The following is a 16,623-nucleotide window of genomic DNA, read 5'->3' on the forward strand; positions in this document are numbered from 1 at the left end:
GTCCGGGCTCAGGCCGACAGCGGCAGGGTCACCATGAACTGGCTGCCCAGCCCCACGCCGGCGCTGCTGGCCCGTACCGTGCCGCCATGCGCTTCGACGATCTCGCGCACCGCCGTCAGGCCCAGCCCCAAGGCCTCGCCATACACGCCCACCGCATGGAATTCGCGCCCAAAGGGCTCGAAAATCCTCTGCAAGGCCTGTGGGCTGATGCCGATGCCGGCATCGGTGACGCTGATCACCGCTTGGGCATCCAAGCGCTGCAAGCTGAGTTGAATTAGGCCGCCCCGATGGGAGTAGCGGCTTGCATTGCTGAGTAAATTGCTCAGCACCTGGCTCAGGCGCAAGGCGTCGCCCTGCACCCACAGCGTTGGCGCTGTTTTGATCGCCGGCTCAAACTGCAGCTGCTGTTCGCGGCGGGCCAGCAGCGGCTGGCATTCTTGAGCGCAATGGTCGAGCAGGGCCGCCAGATCCAGCGGCTCCAGCATCAGCAGCAGCCTGGCTTTGTCTGCGTCAGTTGGCGGTGCTGCTTGCTCCTGTTGCAGCAAATCGCTGACAAAGCCGCGAATCAAGGTGGCCTGCAGCGCCATCAAATTGCTCGCATGCGGCAGCAGTGGCGTGGCATCCGGCGGGCGACCCAGCGCCGCCATGGCGATGCGGATCGGCGACATCGGATCGTTCAACTCGGCCGCCACACCGACCATGAACTCGCTGTTGCGCTCCTGCGCGGCGGCCGCAGCGGCCTGCAGGTCTTGCGCGCTGAGGCTGGCCAGCACCAACTGCTCGTTCGCCTCCCGCAACAACAAATGCCTTTGCTCCTGCTTGACCAGCTCACGAGCCAGCTCGGCCGAATGACGCTGCAGCGCCCGCATGGCGGGTTCTGTCGGCCCTTGAGCGCTGCCCTGCGGCACCGGCGGAGACAACTCCAGGGGGTCGGCGTCATCGACAAAAAATGAAATCCCGCCCGGTCCTTGGCGCTTGGCCATATACATGGCGAGGTCGGCGCAGGCGATCAGGGCATCGGCCGTGCCAGCGTCGCGCGGGTAGATGCTGATGCCAATGCTGGCACTCAGCTCGCCCCAGTTGTCGTTCGCGGTCCGCGCGAGCTGCAACATATCTTTGAGCTTTTCGGCCACGCCCAAGGCGTCATTGACCTGTGGCAAATCGTCCAGCAGGATCAGGAACTCATCGCCGCCATGGCGGCTGACCGTGTCCGACTCCCGCACCGCCGACAACAGACAATTGGCCACCTGCTGCAAGACCTGATCGCCGACGGCATGGCCCTTGGAATCATTGATCTGCTTGAACTTGTCCAGGTCCACGAACAGCAGGGCCAGTTGCGTGCCCTGGCGCTTGGCGTGCGCAATGGCCCGCTCGAGGCGGTCAAAAGCCAAGCTGCGGTTGGCCAACTGCGTCAAGGGGTCCAGCCCACTGGCGCGCGCCGCTTCTTCCAGCGCTTGCAGGGCCGACTCGCTGGCGACCTGTGCCCCCAGCGAAGTCAGTACCAATTGCTCGTTAGCTTCCAGCAGCTGCACACTTTGATTTTGTTCGAGAAAGCTCTCCGCCCGCACCACGTCTTGCAGCAGCCGCACCAAGACTGCTCGCATCGCTTCGACGCGCTCGGTGATGTGAGTCAGCTCCTGCTCGGCTTTGGCCACAGGCGGTGTCATGGGGGAGTGAAGGGCGTCCACGGCGGCTTTTGCTTGCTTGAGCGTCAGGCGTTGAGCGGGCTGATTTTTTGGCGGGGTCGGCCGCCGAGCAAGCCTTCTTGTTCGGCCAAGGTGTCGCCAATTTGCAGGCCGCCGTCATCGATATGAAACTCGCGCAACTCGTCGGAATGAGCGCTCGCGCGCACCTTGACGACGGCCAGCATGCGGCGCAGGCGGCTGTCGATCTCGATATAGCGCTGCACGATGATGGCGTCGGTCAGGAAGGCGGTGCCATAGGGGCTGAAGCGCAGATCGGTGTAGCGATCCTCCAGCTCGGAGGTCATCAAGATCGTCACGCCGGCCCCTGCCATGGCCAGCACCAGGCGGGCCAAGGACTCGCGGAAGTCCTCGCGGAAGCTCGGCGCCACCGCCAGCTCGAAGCCGGACAGGGAATCAATCACGACGCGCGTCGCCCCCAGCCGCGCAATCTCGTGCAGCAGCAGGCCTATCACCTCGTCGATCGATAGGTCCGGTGCGCGGCTGTCGACCAAGCCGACTTGGCCGCTGGCCACCAGGTCGGCAATGATGCGGTTTTGTGATCGGCTGGGCCGCTGCTCGAAGGCCGCCAGCACACCGGTCTCGCCAAGGCGCGCGCCTTCGGCCAGAAAGGCCGCCGCCAGAATGCTTTTGCCCGAACCCGAGGGCCCCGCCACCAGCAAGGAATAGCCGCGCGGCAGACCGCCGCCCAACATCTCATCCAGCTTGGGCACGCCCAGCAGCGCGCGGTTTGCGGTTGCAGGCGCGCTGCCGGGCTTGTGTTCGGGCTGGACCATGCTGGGCGCGCTGGCCGGGGCAAAAACATTGATGCCGCTGTTATTGATCCGGAAGGTGTGCAAGCCCGGCAGAGTGGCCTGCCCGCGCATTTTCAGGATTTCGATCTTGCGCACCATGGAATTGCGCTGCACGCTTTGGCGCAGCCAGATCAGGCCGTCGGCGACGGTGAAGACCGGGTTGGCATCGGTTTCGATGAAGTATTCGCCGATCAAAAAGGTCGTGGCCTGCCAACTTGTCATCAGCATGCCGAGTTGCTGCACGAACTGCTGCAGCCGGTGGGTGGGGCTGTGAGGGTGGTCGCTGGCTTCACTGGCGACCATGACCGAGCGAAACGAGTCGACAAACACCAGGCCCGGCTCGTAGGTAGCGACCGCCTCGCTGATGCGTGCCAGCACGCGCTCCAGGTCACCATTGGCCGCGTCATCGGACAGATTGATGAAGCGCACCGAATCGTTGATCAACTCGCTGTCAAAGAAGTCGAATTGCTGCTGGTAGCGCAGCATCTTCATTGGCGGCTCACCCAGCACGGTGAAGTAAATCGCCGGGCGCTGCGTGGTGGCGAGCGAGAACATGATCTGGTGCGCCAAGGTGGTCTTGCCGCAGCCGGGCTGGCCGGCGATCAGATTGAAGGAAAACTCGGGCAAGCCCCCGCCGAGCACTTGGTCCAGGCCCGGCACGCCCGTGGTCAACCGTTGGATGGCTACTTTGCTGCTCATTGCGTGTTGTCCTGCGCGGCCGAACCGCTCAAAAAAGTAAGCCAAGGGGTGCGAAGCAGGCGATCGGTGAGCGAGCGCCCGACCAATTTGCCCAGCAGCTCATAAAAAGTTTGCAATAAGAGGCAAGCGGCGGCCGCTGCTTCCGGGCGCGTTTGCCTTGCGGTCAAGGCACAAAAAGATGCGGTATCGAAGTTCACCGGCACAGGCCCGCTGCCGGTGCTAGCGGGCGTCCCGGCGTCGCTCATCCAGGGGTGGGCTTTGGCGCCCAGCTGCAAGCTGCGGGCAAACAGCGCCGCCACACCGCGCTGGCCCACGATAGGCACCAGGGCCAGATTGATCTCCTGGCACACCCGGCCAAACAGCCGGGCGATCTGCGCCGCATCGGCGCCTGCGTCCAGATGCTCGGCCAGAAATGCCAAGGTGTGATCGCTCTCTGAACTTGTCATGGTTGGGCCGGGTCACTGAAGGAGTCAAAGGCAGGCATGCTTGTCTGTCCGCCTGCCTGCTTGTTTTGAAATGAGTGTTGACCATAACGCACATTCAAAGCGGAATCTGTACGCCAGCGTACATAGCCGGAGTTTTTGTCGGACCCGTCCGACAAGAACTGGCGGCCTCGGCCTGCATCGGATCGCCGCCGCGCTGGCTAGGCTCTCGGCCTGATATTCAAAAAGGCCTCATATGAAAATTCCCAAAAATCCATCGCCGCAAATGATGCGTGCCCTGGCTGCCGCCATCATCGCCCTGAGCCTCGCTGCTTGCAGCAAAGAAGATGAGGCCGGGCGAACGCCGGGCAAGCAGCTGGATGACGGCATCGCCAAGGTCGAGCGGCAGTCCGACGCCTTGCGGGCCAATATGGAGCGCGAGGCCGCCGCTGCGGCCCTGGCCGCCAGCGCAGCGGTGCGCGACGTCAAGCAGGCTTCGCTCGACATCCGCGAGCAAGTCGGCGCCGATCTCGGCGACGCCGGCATCGTCACCCTGGTCAAGGCCAGATTGGCCGCCGACAGCGTGATGAGCGCGGCCAGCATCAACGTCGATGCGAGTCAGGGCCGGGTGGTCTTGCGCGGCACGGTGGCGGACTTTGTCGCCGTGGGCCGGGCGCGCGAGATCGCTCTGGGCGTCAAGGGTGTGATCAGCGTGGACAACCAGGTGACGGTCAAGCCCAAGGCCAGGCCCTGAAAGCGCGCGGCAGCAGTCGCCAGGCCGCTCGCGTGGCTGTCGGGCCCGTCCTACAAGCCGACCCGCTTTTGGCCGATGGCGCAGGCGTCTGCAGCGACTGAAGATGGGCACAGCCAAGGCTCGCTGTCGCTGGGTCGGCTTTCGGGGTCTCTGATGACGGATGAATTGAACGCATGTGACCCATCGTCTGCGGGCGAGCGGCCAGCGGCTGGCTGGCGCAGCAGCGCCGACTTCCATGTCGAAGGGCTGGGCGCGATCGGTTTCGAGTCGGCCTGCCCTGCTTTGCTCGGGGCTCTCTGGCCCGCAGCGCTTGATCAGGGCGGCGCAGCACCGCAGGCCGCATGAGCGCCCACGCGCTACAGGCTGCACGTGGCCGCAGCCGCGCTAGCACCCGCGCCCGCACAGGCACCAGCATCGGCAACCAGGGGCCGAGCAAGCGAGCGCGCTGGTGCTGGGCGGGCGGGGCGGTTTTGCTTGGCCTGGCTTTGCTGCTGGCGCTGCAGTCGGTCTTGCAGGCTTCGGTCGACCAGGAACAAGTGCGCCGAGCGATCAAGGTCACCCAGTTGGGCCAAGCGCGCCAATGCACACAGCTGGTCGGCGGGCGCCGGCAAGAAGTTTGTTTGCTGGCGCTGAATGCCAGCGCGCGAGCCGATGCCGCAGTGCCGGCATCCCTTCTCAAGACCAGGAGTTCCCCATGAAAAAGACCCTCCACAGCAGCTTCTTTCTGGCTGCCGCGCTGCTGAGTGCGGCCGTGGCGGCGCAGCCGTCCTCTGCGCAACAGCGCTACCAGCAAGAGATGGCCGCATGCAAGAGCGCGCAGGCCTCGCAAAGCCGGGCCGATTGCCAGCGTGAGGCCGGCGCCGCGCTGGCCGAAGCCAAGCGCGGAGCACTGGTCACTGACCCCGCCGCCTACGAGCGCAATGCGCATGAGCGCTGTATGGCCTTGCCCGCGCCGGAGCGCTATGAATGCATTGCCAGAATGCGCATGCCGGCCAGCGGCAGCGTCGCCGGCGGCGGCCTGCTGCGGGAGTTGGTAACGCCCGAAAACCCTCCAGAAAAAGCGCTCGAAAAGCCAATCAAGTAGTTCATCCAGCATGGATGCAGCCGCCAGCTTCAGCCAAGCGACGCCGCAGCGGCTTGTCTTGGCCGGATGCTGGACGACGCTGGGTCTGGGCGACTTGCCGGCGCGACTGGCTGCCGCAGCCTTTACCCAGCCGGGCGGCGGGCTGGAGATTGAGGCCGCTGGTGTGAAGGCGCTCGACAGCGCGGGCGCCTATGTCTTGCAAAAGCTCTTGCTGCGCCTTGGGACAGCGGGCCAGCAGGCCCCGCTGGTCGACTTGCCCGCGCCCATGACGGCCTTGTTGCGGGTGGTGGGCGAGCAGCTGGCCAAGACCGCGCCGGTGGCCGAGTCCCCAAGGGCGCGACCGGGCGTGCTGGAGCGGCTGGGTCGCAGCTCGGTGGCGAGCGGCTCGTCCGCTGGCGCTGAGCTCTTGGCCTTGCTGAGTTTCGTCGGCGAGAACGCGCTGGCCTTGGGCCGCTGTTTTGCAAAGCCCGCGCGCTTTCGCTGGCGCCCCATGCTTTTCAATCTGCGTCTGGCCGGGCTTGATGCCTTGGCCATCGTCGGCCTGATGTCCTTCTTGCTCGGCGTGGTGCTGGCCTACCAAGGCGCGGGCCAGCTGCGCCAGTACGGCGCCAATATCTTTGTCGCCGATCTGGTCGGTCTGGCGATGCTGCGTGAGTTCGCGCCGCTGATCACGGCCATCATCATTGCCGGCCGCTCGGGCTCGGCCTATGCGGCGCAGATCGGCAGCATGGTCGTCAGCGAGGAGATCGACGCGATGCGCACCTTGGGGCTGCTGCCGCTGGAGTTGTTGGTGCTGCCCAAGCTGGTCGCCCTGGTGATTGCCTTGCCCCTGCTGACCTTGTTCGCCGATGTGCTGGGCGTGCTGGGCGGCATGCTGATGGCCAGCGTCAAGCTGGACGTGACGCCGACCGAATTCATCGAGCGTTTCCACAAGGCCGTCAGCGTAACGTCCTACCTGATTGGTATAGGCAAAGCGCCGGTGTTTGCCGCCATCATCGTGCTGGTCGGCTGCTTCCAGGGTTTTCGCGCCAAGGGTGGCGCCGACAGCGTCGGTCGCCAAACCACCCGCAGCGTGGTGCAGTCCATCTTCTTGGTCATCAGTGCAGACGCCTTGTTCTCGGTCGCCTTCAGCGCGCTGGATCTATGAGCAACGCTGCCGCCTCACAAACCGACACCGTGATTGAAATGGCCGGCGTCAGCACCAGCTTTGGTGATCACGTCGTCCACCGCGACATCAGCCTGGGCGTGCGGCGGGCCGAGATCTTCGCGCTGATTGGCGGCAGCGGTTCCGGCAAATCCACCTTGTTGCGCGAGATGATTCTCTTGCAGCAGCCCAATGCCGGCACGGTCAGCGTTTGCGGTGTGGCGCTGCAAGGCATCAGCGACGCGGATGCTTTGGCCTTGCGCCTGCGCTGTGGTGTGATGTTTCAGCATGGCGGACTGTTCGGCAGCTTGACGGTGCTGGAGAACATCGGCCTGCCGCTGCGCGAACACACCGAGTTGGACGATGGTCTGATCAAGGAGCTGGCGGCCTGGAAGTTGCAGCTGGCAGGCTTGAAACCCGAGGTGGGCGCGCAGTATCCGACCGAGCTGAGCGGCGGCATGCTCAAGCGTGCATCGCTGGCGCGGGCGCTGGCGCTGGACCCGGAGCTGCTGTTTCTGGACGAGCCCACCGCCGGGCTGGACCCGGTCAGCGCCGCCGGCGTCGACGAGTTGGTGCTCAAACTGCGCGAGCTGTTTGGTCTGACGATCGTGATGATCACCCATGATCTGGACCTGCTCTGGCAGGTGGCCGACCGGGTCGCGGTGCTGGCCGATGGCAGCGTGGCGGGGATAGGTTCGATGAAGGAGTTGGCCGCCATGCAGCTGCCGGCGGTGCGGCAATTTTTTGACGGCCCACGCGGCCGCCAGGCGCAGCAGCAGGCAAAACAGCAGGAAAAACAGCAGGCAAAGCGGCAGACAAAACAGCCGACACAAGAACAACAAGCCGGGAGCACGCCATCGAAACCAAAGTGAACTTCGCCTTGGTTGGCGGCTTTGTGCTTGTGCTCGGCGCGCTGCTGATCGCGGGCCTGCTGTGGCTGGCCTCGGGCGGCGCTTGGCAAACCAGGCAAGACATCTATCTTTCAATCATGGAAGAGTCGGTGGCGGGTCTGAACCTGAACGCGCCGGTCAAATACATGGGCGTGGATGTGGGCAAGGTGCAGGCGATCGGCCTCGACGCTGCGAACCCCAAGCGGGTGCGCCTGCTGTTTGCGATCGACCGGGGCACGCCGATCCGTGTTGACACCGTCGCCGTGCTCAAGACCCAAGGTCTGACCGGTATTGCCTATGTGGAGCTGGACGGCGGCGCCGCAAGCTCTGCGCCGCTGCAGGCGGTGGCGCCCGAGCGTTATCCGCTGATTCGCAGCAAGCCTTCGCTCAGTGCTCGTTTGGAGAATGTGTTGACCACGGTCTTGACCAAGCTCGACAGTACGTCGAGCAGTCTCAATGCCTTGCTGAGCCCGCAGAATCAAAAGGCCTTCAGCAGCACATTGGCCGATATCGCTTTGTTGACCCATACCCTGGCCGAGCGGCGCAGCACGATTGATGCCGGCCTGAACAGCGCGGCAAAAACCTTTGACAACAGTGCTGAATTGACCGGGCAGCTCAAGCGTCAAGCCGGGCCCTTGCTGGCCCGCATTGACAGTGCGGCGCTGGCTGTCGAGCGCATGGGGCTTGAGACCGCGCAAGCCAGCAGCAGCGCGGGCCGCACCGTGGTCGATGTGGGCGGCGACATCAAGCGCTTCAGCGCCGTGGCCTTGCCCGAGTTGCAGCAGCTGATGGGCGAGATGGCCGTGCTGGCCGCCTCGTTGCGGCGCTTAAGCGAGCAGGCCGAGCGCAACCCCGGCGCGCTGATTCTGGGCCAGGGCGCGGTGCCCGACGGCCCAGGCGAAGCGCTTGAAGCCACGCGCAAGCCGAGAGGAGAAAGACCATGAAACCAAATCTGCTTGCGGGTGTTTTGCGCCTTGTTTGCGCGGTCACCGTGCTGGGTTTGGGCGCTTGCGGCAGCTTGCTGCCCAAGCCCGCGCCACCGCCGACCTTGCATCTGCTGACCAGGGACAGCGCAGCGCGGGCCTTGCCAAGCCTGGCAAGCCTGCCAAGCCTGAAGATAGCGCCGGTGCAAGCCAGCTTGCGCATCAATCCGCCGCAGGCCGCCGCCGGCTTCGACAGCCGCCGCATCATCTACCTGCGTGAACCCTACCGCCTGGACTATTTTGCCAAGCATGAATGGGCGGACACGCCGGCGCGGATGTTGGCGCCGCTCTTGCTGACTGCCTTCGAGGCGGGCGGCGGCTTTCGAGCCGTCTTTGCAGCGCCCAGCGCGGCGGCTGCGGATTTCAGCCTGGACACCGAACTGATCCGCTTGCAGCAGGACTTCTGCCATATACCCAGCCAGCTGCGGCTGACGCTGCGGGCCAGCTTGCTCGACAACGCGACGCGCCAGGTCTTGGCCAGCCGCGAGTTCGATGTACGCGTGGCGGCGCCCAGCGAGGACGCCGCCGGTGGCGTGATTGCGGCGAATCAAGCGCTGCAACAACTGCTGGCCGACCTGGTGCGGGCACCTGGTTTTACGCACTGACTTGGGCTTGCCCCGCCCTGATGCTCGGCTGCCAGGAAGTCAGTGCTTTATGTCTGCGTTTGGGTGCGCTAACGCACAGAACCGGCAGCACTAAGTTTCTATTCTTCAGACCTAAGCTCATTGTTTGGTCCCCTTGCTATCCAAGAGCCGGTGCCATGAGCTTAGGAAAGAAAACGCCGGGCATCCCGTTCGGTGTTGACCAGTATCTTGGAGTATCAGCATGACTTTGACTTCCTCTTCCTTCTTCAAGCCGCTATTGCAGCGCAGCGCCATGGCATTGGCATTGGCGGCGGTTTGCGCCAGCGCCTCGGCCGATGCCTTGCCGCAATTCACTTTCAACCCGGCGGCGGCTGGCTTGGCTGGTGCCGCATTCACGGGCGACAACATCCTGATCTCCAACTACTCGTCCGTGCTTTCTGGCCCTGGCGGCAGCTTCACGGAAAGCGGCTATCTGTCCTTCAGTGCCCTGCAGTTGGGCGGCTCTACTTTCACGCCGGCCGGCCTGAACAGCAGCTACGGCATGTACATTGCCTTCAGCGGCAGCGGTGTCACTTCCGGTGGCAATCCCGCGCAGGGCATCACGTTCGGCGCCTTGACCGCGCTCAACTACACGATGTACGGCTATAACGGCCCGGCCAGCTTCGGCTTCAGCGGCAGCACGCCCACCGAGACCGCCAGCGGTGAAGTGGTGCTGGCAAGCGGCAGCCTGATCTCCGGCGGCGTGGTGTCGATTCCGAGCGGCGACGGTGTACATTTCACGCCCTCGGCTGCGGCCAGTTTGACCTTTGAAGTAGCGCCTGGCCAGGGCGGCTTCTTCCAACTGCCTGCGCCTTTTTTCAGCCAGGCCATCACGGCCTTCACCAACACGAGCTCGCAGGTCTCGCCGATGGCAGGCGGCTTCTTGATCAGCCAAGGTGGCGGATCGATCAACTTCACCGCCGCCGTGCCGGAGCCTGAGACCTATTTGCTGATGCTGGCCGGCTTGGCCGCGCTCACCTTTGTGGCCCGTCGCCGCAGCAGCAAGCGCTGAACACAGCCTTGACTTGACAAAGGGCGGGCGCGCATGTTTTGGCGTCCGCCCTTTTTGTCGCCTGCTTTCCTTGCCGTTTTGTTTCGAGGTTGTGGCGTGGGCTTTTTGCCCCCTATGCGGAGCCAAACTGAAGCCCGAATCAGCTTAGATGTTTGGCGTAGAGCGCATTGTCCAGGCCGTAGCAGCTGCAGGCTGCAGCCTCAAGGCCGGCCCGGTGCAGCACCGAGACATGGCCCCGGTGGTAGGCGATCAAGCCCTGGCTTTGCAGCTTGCCGGCCGCCTGTGTGACACCGACGCGGCGCACGCCCAGCATATCGGCCAGAAATTCATGGGTGACGTAGAAGTCATCGGCATGCGCCCGGTCATGGCTCATCAGCAGGCAGCGCGCCAGGCGCGGCAAGATCAGGTGAAAGCGCAAACAGCTGGCGCAGCGCGCGGTCTGCGCCATCAACACATAGACGAAGCGTTGCAGCAGGCTGTGCAAGCTTGGGCTGAGCGCCAGCTCGGCCTGGAAACTGTCCGTCGCAAGCCGCCACGCCAGGCCCGTGCCTTGCACCAAGGCGCGTACGGGCGCATGGTCGACGCCCAGCACCAGATGCGCCCCGACCATGCCTTCGCGCCCGACCATGCCCACTTCCAGGCCGGGATGCCCATCGGTCAAGGCCAGCAGGGACACAAAGGCATCAACCGGAAAGTAGACATGGCTGCAGGGCTGATCGGGCTCGCTGAGGCGATCGGACAAGCGCAGCTGCACCGGCTCGCAAAGTGCAAGCAGGCGCTCCTTTGAGGGCATCGGCAGCAGCTCAAGCAGGTGGTTGTCGGCCTGGGTCAAGATGACGCTCCCGGGGTGTGGACGACCCCGTGCTTGTGGTTCGGATTCGTTCCCTGAGACCTTCTCAGGGCCGTTCAAGCGCGGTTGGCTGCGCGGTCATGCTCATTCCATGTTCACGCGGCCATTTGCATTGGCGCTGTTCTGCGCGGCTTGGCGGCAGGGGCGGGGCAGCCCATTCTTTGTTCCAGGCGCTCGCGGTCCAGCACCGCAATGCGGCCTCGGCTATAGCTGATCAGGCCGGCCTGACTGAGCTTGAGCGCGGCGGCGGTCACGCCCTCGCGGCGCACGCCGAGCAGATTGGCCAGCAGTTCTTGCGTCATCATCATGGCCTCGCTGGGCAAGCGGTCCAAGCCCATCAGCAGGCGTCGGCACAGCAGTTGGTCGATGGAGTGGTAGCGGTTGCAGGCGGCGGTCTGCGCCACCTGTGCCATCAAGGTCTGGGTATAGCTCAGCAGCATGGCCTGGAGGGCTCCGGCGTTGGTGACGGCCTGCTTGACCAGATGGGCCGGCAGGCGCAGCCCCATGCCCGCGCTTTGCACCACCGAGCGGCTGGGCGTGGCGTTGCCGCCCATGAAGAGCGAAACGCCGACCATGCCGTCTCGGCCCACCACGGCGATCTCGGTCGACTCGCCGTCCTGCGTCAGGTAGAGCAGCGAGACAATGGCCGTGGTCGGGAAATAGGCGTAGGCTGCGGTGCTGCCTGACTCGCACAGCACCTGGCCCAGGCTCAGCGCCACCGGTTCCAGCGCTGCAGCCCAAGGTGCCAGATCCTCGTCGGGCAGATTGGCCAGCAGTTGGTTCTGGCGCGGCTCGCAGCTCGGGAAGAGCTTTGGTTTCATGACGGGCTCCGATGCGTTTTGGAGCTTCCATCTTTGCCCTGCACCGCCTCGCTGAACATCAGCCGGGGGCTGATGCTGCTGTCAACTCTGTCCTACAGATGCAGCCCAACAGGGGGCTTGGATCGCAGGCCCGAAGTCGCGTGGTTCAAACTGCCAGGATGCTGGGCAGCAAACGCTTGTATTCCTCTTTCACCACGGCATAGCATTCACAGCTGCGCCGCTCCAGCCCGGGGCGGTCCAGCACCGTGATGTGGCCGCGCGCATAGCGGATCAAGCCGGCTTGGCTCAGCTTCAAGGCACTCTCGGTCACGCCCTCGCGGCGCACGCCCAGCATATTGGCGATCAGCTCCTGGGTCATGACCAGCTCTTGGCCGCGCAGGCGGTCCAGGCTCAGCAAGAGCCAGCGGCAGAGTTGCTGGTCGAGCGAATGGTGGCGGTTGCAAACAGCGGTTTGGGACATCTGCGTGATCAGCGCCTGCGTGTAGCGCAGCAGCAAATGCATCACCGGGCCGGAACGCTTGAACTCGTCCTTGATGGCCTGCGCCTTCATCCGCAGGCCTTGGCCCGCGCTTTGCACCACCGCACGGCTGGGGGTCGAATCGCCGCCCATGAAGAGTGAGATGCCCAGCAGGCCCTCAAAGCCGACCACAGCGATCTCGGCCGAAGCGCCGTTTTGCATCACGTAGAGCAAAGACACGATTGCGCTGGTGGGGAAGTAGACATGGCTGAGCGTGCTGCCCGGCTCGTACAGCACCAAGCCCAGCGGCATGTCGACGCTCTCAAGATGAGGCAGCAGGCGCTGCCACTCCGGCTCGGGCAGGGCGTCGAGCAGGTGATTCTTGCGAAGGTTTGAGGGGGCACCCATCAGAAACTCCAGGCGGCGAATATTGGCGAATACGGCCAATAACGGCGAAAGCTTGCGGTGAGGGGCCTGGTCAGGTTGAACCGGCAGTGTAGACGGCTACCGTGGCTGAAACGGCCCTGCCGATGAAGTTAGGGGGGCTGACCGGTGAGCGCGTTGCTTTGGCGCAATGCAGGCGAGAAATGCCGCCGCTTGTGTGCGCTGGCGCACAGACCGAGCGTGTCGCCGCCGAGCTAAATGCCGGGCAGCAAGCGCGGCCCTGAGGGCCAGCGCTGCGCATTCACACACAGCGGAAGCCCCAAGCCATGGAGTTCAAGGACTATTACCGCACGCTAGGGCTTGAGCGCAGCGCCACGGCCGATCAGATCAAGCGCGCCTATCGCAAGCTGGCGCGCAAGTACCACCCCGACGTCAGCAAAGAGCCCGACGCGGAGGCCCGCTTCAAAGAGGTCGCGGAGGCGCATGAGGCGCTTTGCGATGTGGAGCGGCGCGCCGCCTATGACGCGATCGACAAAGACGCGCAAGGCGGCAAGGCGTTCAAGCCGGCGCCGGGTTGGAGCGATGGTTTTGCCTTCGAAGGCGGCGAATTCGCGGGTGGGCCGAACGGCGCGAACGGTCCGGACGGCAGCCACAGCAGCTTCTTCGAGGCCTTGTTTGGCCGCCAAGCCGGGCGTGGCAAGGGCCGAGGCGCGCCGCATGAATTCTCGCAACGCGCCGGTGCAGACCAGCATGCCAAGGTCAGCATTGCTTTGCTGGACGCCTATCGGGGCGCCGAGCGCACCATCACCTTGCATGTGCCCATGCTTGACGCGGGCGGCGCCGCGCGCATGCAAAACAAGCGCATCCAGATCCGCATCCCCAAAGGCATACAGGCCGGTCAGCATCTGCGGCTGGCGGGGCAGGGCCATGCTGGCGCGGGTGATGCGCCCCCAGGGGATCTCTATCTTGAGATTGCATTTTTGCCGGATGCGCGCTTTCGGGTCGAGGGCGGCGATGTGTTCATGGACCTGCCGCTGGCACCCTGGGAGGCGGCCTTGGGTGCGACGGTGACCGTGCAAACCCCCGACGGCGAGCTGGCCCTGACGGTGCCGCCGGCGTCCAAAAGCGGGCGCAAGCTCAGGCTCAAAGGGCGTGGCTTGCCGGCCTTCAATGCCGGTGCCGCCGGCGATCTCTATGCGGTGTTGCAAGTGCAGCTGCCGCCGGCCGACACGCAGGCGGCCGAAGACGCCTACCGCAGCATGGCGGCGCAGTTCAGCGCTTTCAACCCACGCGTTTCGGTGCAGGCTTGAGGAGCAACATGATGGCAATGAATATGGCCCCACAACTCGAGCAAGCGATGCTGGTCGAGCGCGAGCTGAGATTCACGCTGAGCGGGCTCAGCCAAGCATGCCAGGTGGAGAGTTTGTGCCTGGTCGAGTTGGTGCGCGAGGGCGTGTTCGGGCGCATGGACGAGGACATGTCGCAATGGATGTTCGAGGGCGCCGCGTTGCGCCGTGCTCGCTTGGCGCTGCGCCTGCAGCGCGAACTCGATCTGGGCCCGCACGGCACCGCCCTGGTTTTGGATCTTCTGGATGAAATTCAGCAACTGAAGCAGCAGCTCGCAGCGTTGCCTAACGCACAGACCCGGCAGACTTGAGATCGTAAGTTCGAAGCTCCTTTTTGCGGAGACTTCTATGCAGAACTATCAAGTGGCCCTCATCGTCGGCAGCCTACGCCGCGAGTCCCTCAATCGGCAGTTGGCCGGCGCCGTGATGCGCTTGGCGCCGGATTGGATCAGCTTCAAAGCAATCGAGATCGGAGACTTGCCGCTCTACAACCAGGACGACGACGCCAAGCCCGCAGCCGCCGTTCAGCGTCTGCGGGCCGATGTGCAGGCCTCGCAAGCCCTGCTGTTTGTGACGCCCGAATACAACCGCTCCATCCCCGGCGTCCTCAAGAACGCCATCGATCATGGCTCGCGCCCGTCCGGCCAAAGCGTTTGGGCGAGCAAGCCGGCCGGGCTCTTGGGCGTGTCGCCGGGGGCGGTAGGCACCGCGGCGGCGCAGCAGCATTTGCGCAATGTGCTGTCTTGCCTGGATGTGCCGCTGATGCCCGCGCCCGAGGCGTTCTTGCAGGCTCAGCCCGGCCTCTTTGATGCAGACGGAGGCTTCGGGGCCAGTGTCAAGGATTTGATGCAGCGTTGGGTCGAGCATTACCTCGCTTGGCTCAAGCGGCACGCAGATTGAATCTTGCTGCCTTGCTGTAGGCCCTGTCCGACAAGGGCGCGCGGGCTCTGCTGATGGTGGCCGCGCCCCCCCGCCAGCATGATGGCTGCAGTCCTTGATCACCTATGGAGAAGCCATGAAAAACATCAACACAACAGCAGCAATGCAAGCAATACCGGCCCAGCGCCCCGCCATGAAGGCTGGGCCTAAGCTGGCTTCGGCCGCTGTGCTCGCTTGGGTCGCCGTGTTGGCGGCTTGCTCCAGCACGCCGCCCACCGCACAAATGGCCGTCAGCAAGGCCGCCGTGGAACGCGCCGACACCTCCGCCGCAGTCGACGCACCCGTCGAAGTTGCCGCCGCGCGCGCCAAGCTCAATCTGGCCAATGCGGCCTTTGCCAAGCAGGACTTTGAACTGGCCCGCCGCTTGGCCGAACAGGCCGAAGCCGACGCGGCCCTGGCCGAGAGCCAAGCCCGCTCGGTGCGCTCGGCCCGCGCGCTGGCCGAGGTGCGCGAAGGCATCCGTCAGCTGCGCGACGAGATGTCGCGCAAGTAAGTGAACAAAAGATTCGTTTGCCGCCGCCAAACCCACAGGAAACCAGCCCCATGACATCATTCGCCTACTCTCCCAAGAAGACTTCCAGCCTGCTGTTGACCAGCCTCTTGCTGGGTGCTTGCGCCAGCACGCCGCCGGCGCCGCCGGCCGCTTTGACCCAAGCGCGGCAAGCCGTGCAAAGCGCCGAGGGCGACCCGATGGTGCGCACGCATGCACCGTTGGAATTGAAGACCGCGACCGACTCGCTCGGCCGCGCCAACGCCATGTTGGCCAAGGGCGATGACGGCCCCGAGCTGGCCAGCGCGGCCTATGTGGCCAATCAACAAGCGCGTCGCGCCGTTGCAGTGGCCTTGGCCAAAAGCAATGACGCAGCCGTGGCCGGCAGCGTGGCCGAGCGCGAGCGCGCCCGCGCCGATCAACGCACCCAGGAGTTGGCCAGTTCGCGCAAGCAGACCGGCGTCGCGCAGCGTCAAGCCGCTGCGGCCGAACAGGTCACGGAAATAGCAGTCGCGACAGCCGCAGGAGCGCAGGCAGACGCGGCCAAAGCGCAAGCCGAGTTGTCGGCATTGCAGGCGCAAAAGACCGAACGCGGCATGCTGGTGACGCTGGGCGACGTCTTGTTCGAGCTCAATCGTGCCGAAGTCAAGCCTGCGGCTCAACAGGCTATGCGCAAGCTGGCCGACTATCTGCAGCAGAACCCCAAGCGCCAGGTCTTGATCGAAGGCCATACCGACAACAGTGGCGGCAGCGCCTTGAACGACGCCTTGTCGCTGCGCCGCGCCGACGCGGTCAAGGCCGCCCTGCTGAGCGCCGGCAACGGCCTGCCGACGGTAGCCATCTCAACCGTGGGTCACGGCGAGCGCTTTCCGGTGGCCGACAACAGCAATGCCAGCAACCGGGCCTTGAACCGTCGAGTCGAGATCTATATCTCGGAGAACGACCAGCCCGTGCGTCCGCGTCGTTAAGCGAATGGGGCACACCATGTCTTACAAACACGCTGCCGGCACCTGGAGCACCTCGTCTTTTGGCGACAGCGCCGACACCTCGCCCGGCGAACTCCAAGCCATGGGCGAGCACCTGGGCCTGTGCCGGGCCAATAGCGGCGCCGTCTTCAGGCTGCGCTGTGCGGCCGAGAGCTTGCACGGTTTTGTCGCTCCCCGCTTCATCACCAGCCTGATTCTGGCCCTCTTGCTATTGATGGTCGGCAGCGTCTTGCTGGGCTGAG

General features: G+C 64.6%; 21 protein-coding genes. 15 read left to right on the forward strand and 6 right to left on the reverse strand.

Translation table 11 applies throughout. The features are described 5' to 3' along the window. Positions 1-8: 8 nt before the first annotated feature. The 3 genes from PRZ03_RS17530 to PRZ03_RS17540 are packed head-to-tail and all read right to left on the reverse strand — an operon-like array spanning position 9 to position 3,642. On the reverse strand, positions 9-1,667 hold the full coding sequence (locus PRZ03_RS17530; protein ID WP_273601518.1) for a diguanylate cyclase domain-containing protein: 1,659 nt from the start codon (positions 1,665-1,667) through the stop codon (positions 9-11). Positions 1,668-1,711: 44 nt separating this feature from the next. Next, positions 1,712-3,196 (reverse strand): ATPase domain-containing protein, encoded by a 1,485-nt coding sequence (locus tag PRZ03_RS17535; protein ID WP_273601519.1) that lies wholly within the window; start codon positions 3,194-3,196, stop codon positions 1,712-1,714. Beyond that, positions 3,193-3,642 (reverse strand): hypothetical protein, encoded by a 450-nt coding sequence (locus tag PRZ03_RS17540; protein ID WP_273601520.1) that lies wholly within the window; start codon positions 3,640-3,642, stop codon positions 3,193-3,195. The genes PRZ03_RS17535 and PRZ03_RS17540 overlap by 4 nt, the downstream gene beginning before the upstream one ends. A gap of 232 nt (positions 3,643-3,874) precedes the next feature. Between PRZ03_RS17540 and PRZ03_RS17545 the strand changes: the two genes are divergently transcribed. The 9 genes from PRZ03_RS17545 (at position 3,875) to pepA (ending at position 10,108) form a co-directional block, all read left to right on the forward strand. Further along, positions 3,875-4,372 carry a BON domain-containing protein gene (locus PRZ03_RS17545; protein WP_273601521.1) on the forward strand — a complete coding sequence of 166 codons (498 nt, stop codon included), beginning with the start codon at positions 3,875-3,877 and terminating at the stop codon, positions 4,370-4,372. Positions 4,373-4,525: 153 nt separating this feature from the next. Continuing rightward, positions 4,526-4,717 (forward strand): hypothetical protein, encoded by a 192-nt coding sequence (locus tag PRZ03_RS17550; RefSeq protein WP_263534831.1) that lies wholly within the window; start codon positions 4,526-4,528, stop codon positions 4,715-4,717. Continuing rightward, positions 4,714-5,070, forward strand: coding sequence for a hypothetical protein (locus PRZ03_RS17555; protein ID WP_273601522.1), 357 nt, complete (start codon positions 4,714-4,716; stop codon positions 5,068-5,070). The genes PRZ03_RS17550 and PRZ03_RS17555 overlap by 4 nt, the downstream gene beginning before the upstream one ends. Further along, positions 5,067-5,456, forward strand: coding sequence for a hypothetical protein (locus tag PRZ03_RS17560; RefSeq protein WP_273601523.1), 390 nt, complete (start codon positions 5,067-5,069; stop codon positions 5,454-5,456). Before PRZ03_RS17555 ends, PRZ03_RS17560 begins: the two co-directional genes overlap by 4 nt. Before the next feature lie 10 nt (positions 5,457-5,466). Beyond that, on the forward strand, positions 5,467-6,603 hold the full coding sequence (locus PRZ03_RS17565; protein ID WP_273601524.1) for an ABC transporter permease: 1,137 nt from the start codon (positions 5,467-5,469) through the stop codon (positions 6,601-6,603). Beyond that, the gene (locus tag PRZ03_RS17570; RefSeq protein ID WP_273601525.1) at positions 6,600-7,472 is read left to right on the forward strand and encodes an ABC transporter ATP-binding protein; all 873 of its coding nucleotides are present in this window, start codon (positions 6,600-6,602) and stop codon (positions 7,470-7,472) included. Before PRZ03_RS17565 ends, PRZ03_RS17570 begins: the two co-directional genes overlap by 4 nt. Further along, positions 7,469-8,434 (forward strand): MlaD family protein, encoded by a 966-nt coding sequence (locus PRZ03_RS17575; RefSeq protein WP_273601526.1) that lies wholly within the window; start codon positions 7,469-7,471, stop codon positions 8,432-8,434. The genes PRZ03_RS17570 and PRZ03_RS17575 overlap by 4 nt, the downstream gene beginning before the upstream one ends. Next, positions 8,431-9,078, forward strand: coding sequence for an ABC-type transport auxiliary lipoprotein family protein (locus tag PRZ03_RS17580; RefSeq protein WP_273601527.1), 648 nt, complete (start codon positions 8,431-8,433; stop codon positions 9,076-9,078). Before PRZ03_RS17575 ends, PRZ03_RS17580 begins: the two co-directional genes overlap by 4 nt. Positions 9,079-9,298: 220 nt before the next feature. Continuing rightward, positions 9,299-10,108: a flocculation-associated PEP-CTERM protein PepA gene (gene pepA, locus PRZ03_RS17585; protein ID WP_273601528.1), complete on the forward strand. Its 810-nt coding sequence runs from the start codon at positions 9,299-9,301 to the stop codon at positions 10,106-10,108. A gap of 139 nt (positions 10,109-10,247) precedes the next feature. On the opposite strand, the gene PRZ03_RS17590 is transcribed toward pepA, so the two are convergent. From PRZ03_RS17590 to PRZ03_RS17600, 3 genes are all read right to left on the reverse strand, one after another. Continuing rightward, positions 10,248-10,940, reverse strand: coding sequence for a Crp/Fnr family transcriptional regulator (locus tag PRZ03_RS17590; RefSeq protein WP_273601529.1), 693 nt, complete (start codon positions 10,938-10,940; stop codon positions 10,248-10,250). 113 nt (positions 10,941-11,053) lie between these two features. Further along, positions 11,054-11,779, reverse strand: a complete 726-nt coding sequence (locus PRZ03_RS17595) for a Crp/Fnr family transcriptional regulator (protein ID WP_273601530.1) — start codon at positions 11,777-11,779, stop codon at positions 11,054-11,056. Between the two features lie 145 nt (positions 11,780-11,924). Beyond that, positions 11,925-12,644, reverse strand: coding sequence for a Crp/Fnr family transcriptional regulator (locus tag PRZ03_RS17600; protein ID WP_263534821.1), 720 nt, complete (start codon positions 12,642-12,644; stop codon positions 11,925-11,927). A gap of 302 nt (positions 12,645-12,946) precedes the next feature. On the opposite strand from PRZ03_RS17600, the gene PRZ03_RS17605 reads away from it, so the two are divergent. The 6 genes from PRZ03_RS17605 to PRZ03_RS17630 all read left to right on the forward strand — a co-directional run bounded on the left by PRZ03_RS17605 (position 12,947) and on the right by PRZ03_RS17630 (position 16,622). After that, entirely contained in the window at positions 12,947-13,930 is a 984-nt protein-coding gene (locus tag PRZ03_RS17605) for a DnaJ C-terminal domain-containing protein (RefSeq protein ID WP_273601531.1), read from the forward strand. 23 nt (positions 13,931-13,953) lie between these two features. Then, complete coding sequence (locus tag PRZ03_RS17610; RefSeq protein ID WP_273601532.1) at positions 13,954-14,277, forward strand: chaperone modulator CbpM; 324 nt, start codon at positions 13,954-13,956, stop codon at positions 14,275-14,277. A 37-nt stretch (positions 14,278-14,314) separates the two neighbouring features. Next, complete coding sequence (locus tag PRZ03_RS17615) at positions 14,315-14,866, forward strand: NADPH-dependent FMN reductase (protein WP_273601533.1); 552 nt, start codon at positions 14,315-14,317, stop codon at positions 14,864-14,866. Positions 14,867-14,981: 115 nt separating this feature from the next. Further along, a complete protein-coding gene (locus PRZ03_RS17620) occupies positions 14,982-15,398 on the forward strand; it encodes a DUF4398 domain-containing protein (RefSeq protein ID WP_263534817.1) in 417 nt (138 codons plus the stop codon). Positions 15,399-15,448: 50 nt separating this feature from the next. Further along, positions 15,449-16,363 (forward strand): OmpA family protein, encoded by a 915-nt coding sequence (locus tag PRZ03_RS17625; protein WP_273601534.1) that lies wholly within the window; start codon positions 15,449-15,451, stop codon positions 16,361-16,363. Between the two features lie 16 nt (positions 16,364-16,379). Next, positions 16,380-16,622 (forward strand): hypothetical protein, encoded by a 243-nt coding sequence (locus PRZ03_RS17630; protein ID WP_263534815.1) that lies wholly within the window; start codon positions 16,380-16,382, stop codon positions 16,620-16,622. Position 16,623: the final 1 nt, after the last annotated feature.

Source organism: Roseateles albus (assembly GCF_028595345.1).
Lineage (GTDB): Bacteria > Pseudomonadota > Gammaproteobacteria > Burkholderiales > Burkholderiaceae_C > Paucibacter_A > Paucibacter_A albus.

Bases quoted from the DNA above. Each gene is read 5' to 3' on its own strand.
- PRZ03_RS17530 (WP_273601518.1), bottom strand. From the start codon at position 1,667: ATGACACCGCCTGTGGCCAAAGCCGAGCAGGAGCTGACTCACATCACC.
- PRZ03_RS17535 (WP_273601519.1), bottom strand. From the start codon at position 3,196: ATGAGCAGCAAAGTAGCCATCCAACGGTTGACCACGGGCGTGCCGGGC.
- PRZ03_RS17540 (WP_273601520.1), bottom strand. From the start codon at position 3,642: ATGACAAGTTCAGAGAGCGATCACACCTTGGCATTTCTGGCCGAGCAT.
- PRZ03_RS17545 (WP_273601521.1), top strand. From the start codon at position 3,875: ATGAAAATTCCCAAAAATCCATCGCCGCAAATGATGCGTGCCCTGGCT.
- PRZ03_RS17550 (WP_263534831.1), top strand. From the start codon at position 4,526: ATGACGGATGAATTGAACGCATGTGACCCATCGTCTGCGGGCGAGCGG.
- PRZ03_RS17555 (WP_273601522.1), top strand. From the start codon at position 4,714: ATGAGCGCCCACGCGCTACAGGCTGCACGTGGCCGCAGCCGCGCTAGC.
- PRZ03_RS17560 (WP_273601523.1), top strand. From the start codon at position 5,067: ATGAAAAAGACCCTCCACAGCAGCTTCTTTCTGGCTGCCGCGCTGCTG.
- PRZ03_RS17565 (WP_273601524.1), top strand. From the start codon at position 5,467: ATGGATGCAGCCGCCAGCTTCAGCCAAGCGACGCCGCAGCGGCTTGTC.
- PRZ03_RS17570 (WP_273601525.1), top strand. From the start codon at position 6,600: ATGAGCAACGCTGCCGCCTCACAAACCGACACCGTGATTGAAATGGCC.
- PRZ03_RS17580 (WP_273601527.1), top strand. From the start codon at position 8,431: ATGAAACCAAATCTGCTTGCGGGTGTTTTGCGCCTTGTTTGCGCGGTC.
- pepA (WP_273601528.1), top strand. From the start codon at position 9,299: ATGACTTTGACTTCCTCTTCCTTCTTCAAGCCGCTATTGCAGCGCAGC.
- PRZ03_RS17595 (WP_273601530.1), bottom strand. From the start codon at position 11,779: ATGAAACCAAAGCTCTTCCCGAGCTGCGAGCCGCGCCAGAACCAACTG.
- PRZ03_RS17600 (WP_263534821.1), bottom strand. From the start codon at position 12,644: ATGGGTGCCCCCTCAAACCTTCGCAAGAATCACCTGCTCGACGCCCTG.
- PRZ03_RS17605 (WP_273601531.1), top strand. From the start codon at position 12,947: ATGGAGTTCAAGGACTATTACCGCACGCTAGGGCTTGAGCGCAGCGCC.
- PRZ03_RS17610 (WP_273601532.1), top strand. From the start codon at position 13,954: ATGGCCCCACAACTCGAGCAAGCGATGCTGGTCGAGCGCGAGCTGAGA.
- PRZ03_RS17615 (WP_273601533.1), top strand. From the start codon at position 14,315: ATGCAGAACTATCAAGTGGCCCTCATCGTCGGCAGCCTACGCCGCGAG.
- PRZ03_RS17620 (WP_263534817.1), top strand. From the start codon at position 14,982: ATGAAAAACATCAACACAACAGCAGCAATGCAAGCAATACCGGCCCAG.
- PRZ03_RS17625 (WP_273601534.1), top strand. From the start codon at position 15,449: ATGACATCATTCGCCTACTCTCCCAAGAAGACTTCCAGCCTGCTGTTG.
- PRZ03_RS17630 (WP_263534815.1), top strand. From the start codon at position 16,380: ATGTCTTACAAACACGCTGCCGGCACCTGGAGCACCTCGTCTTTTGGC.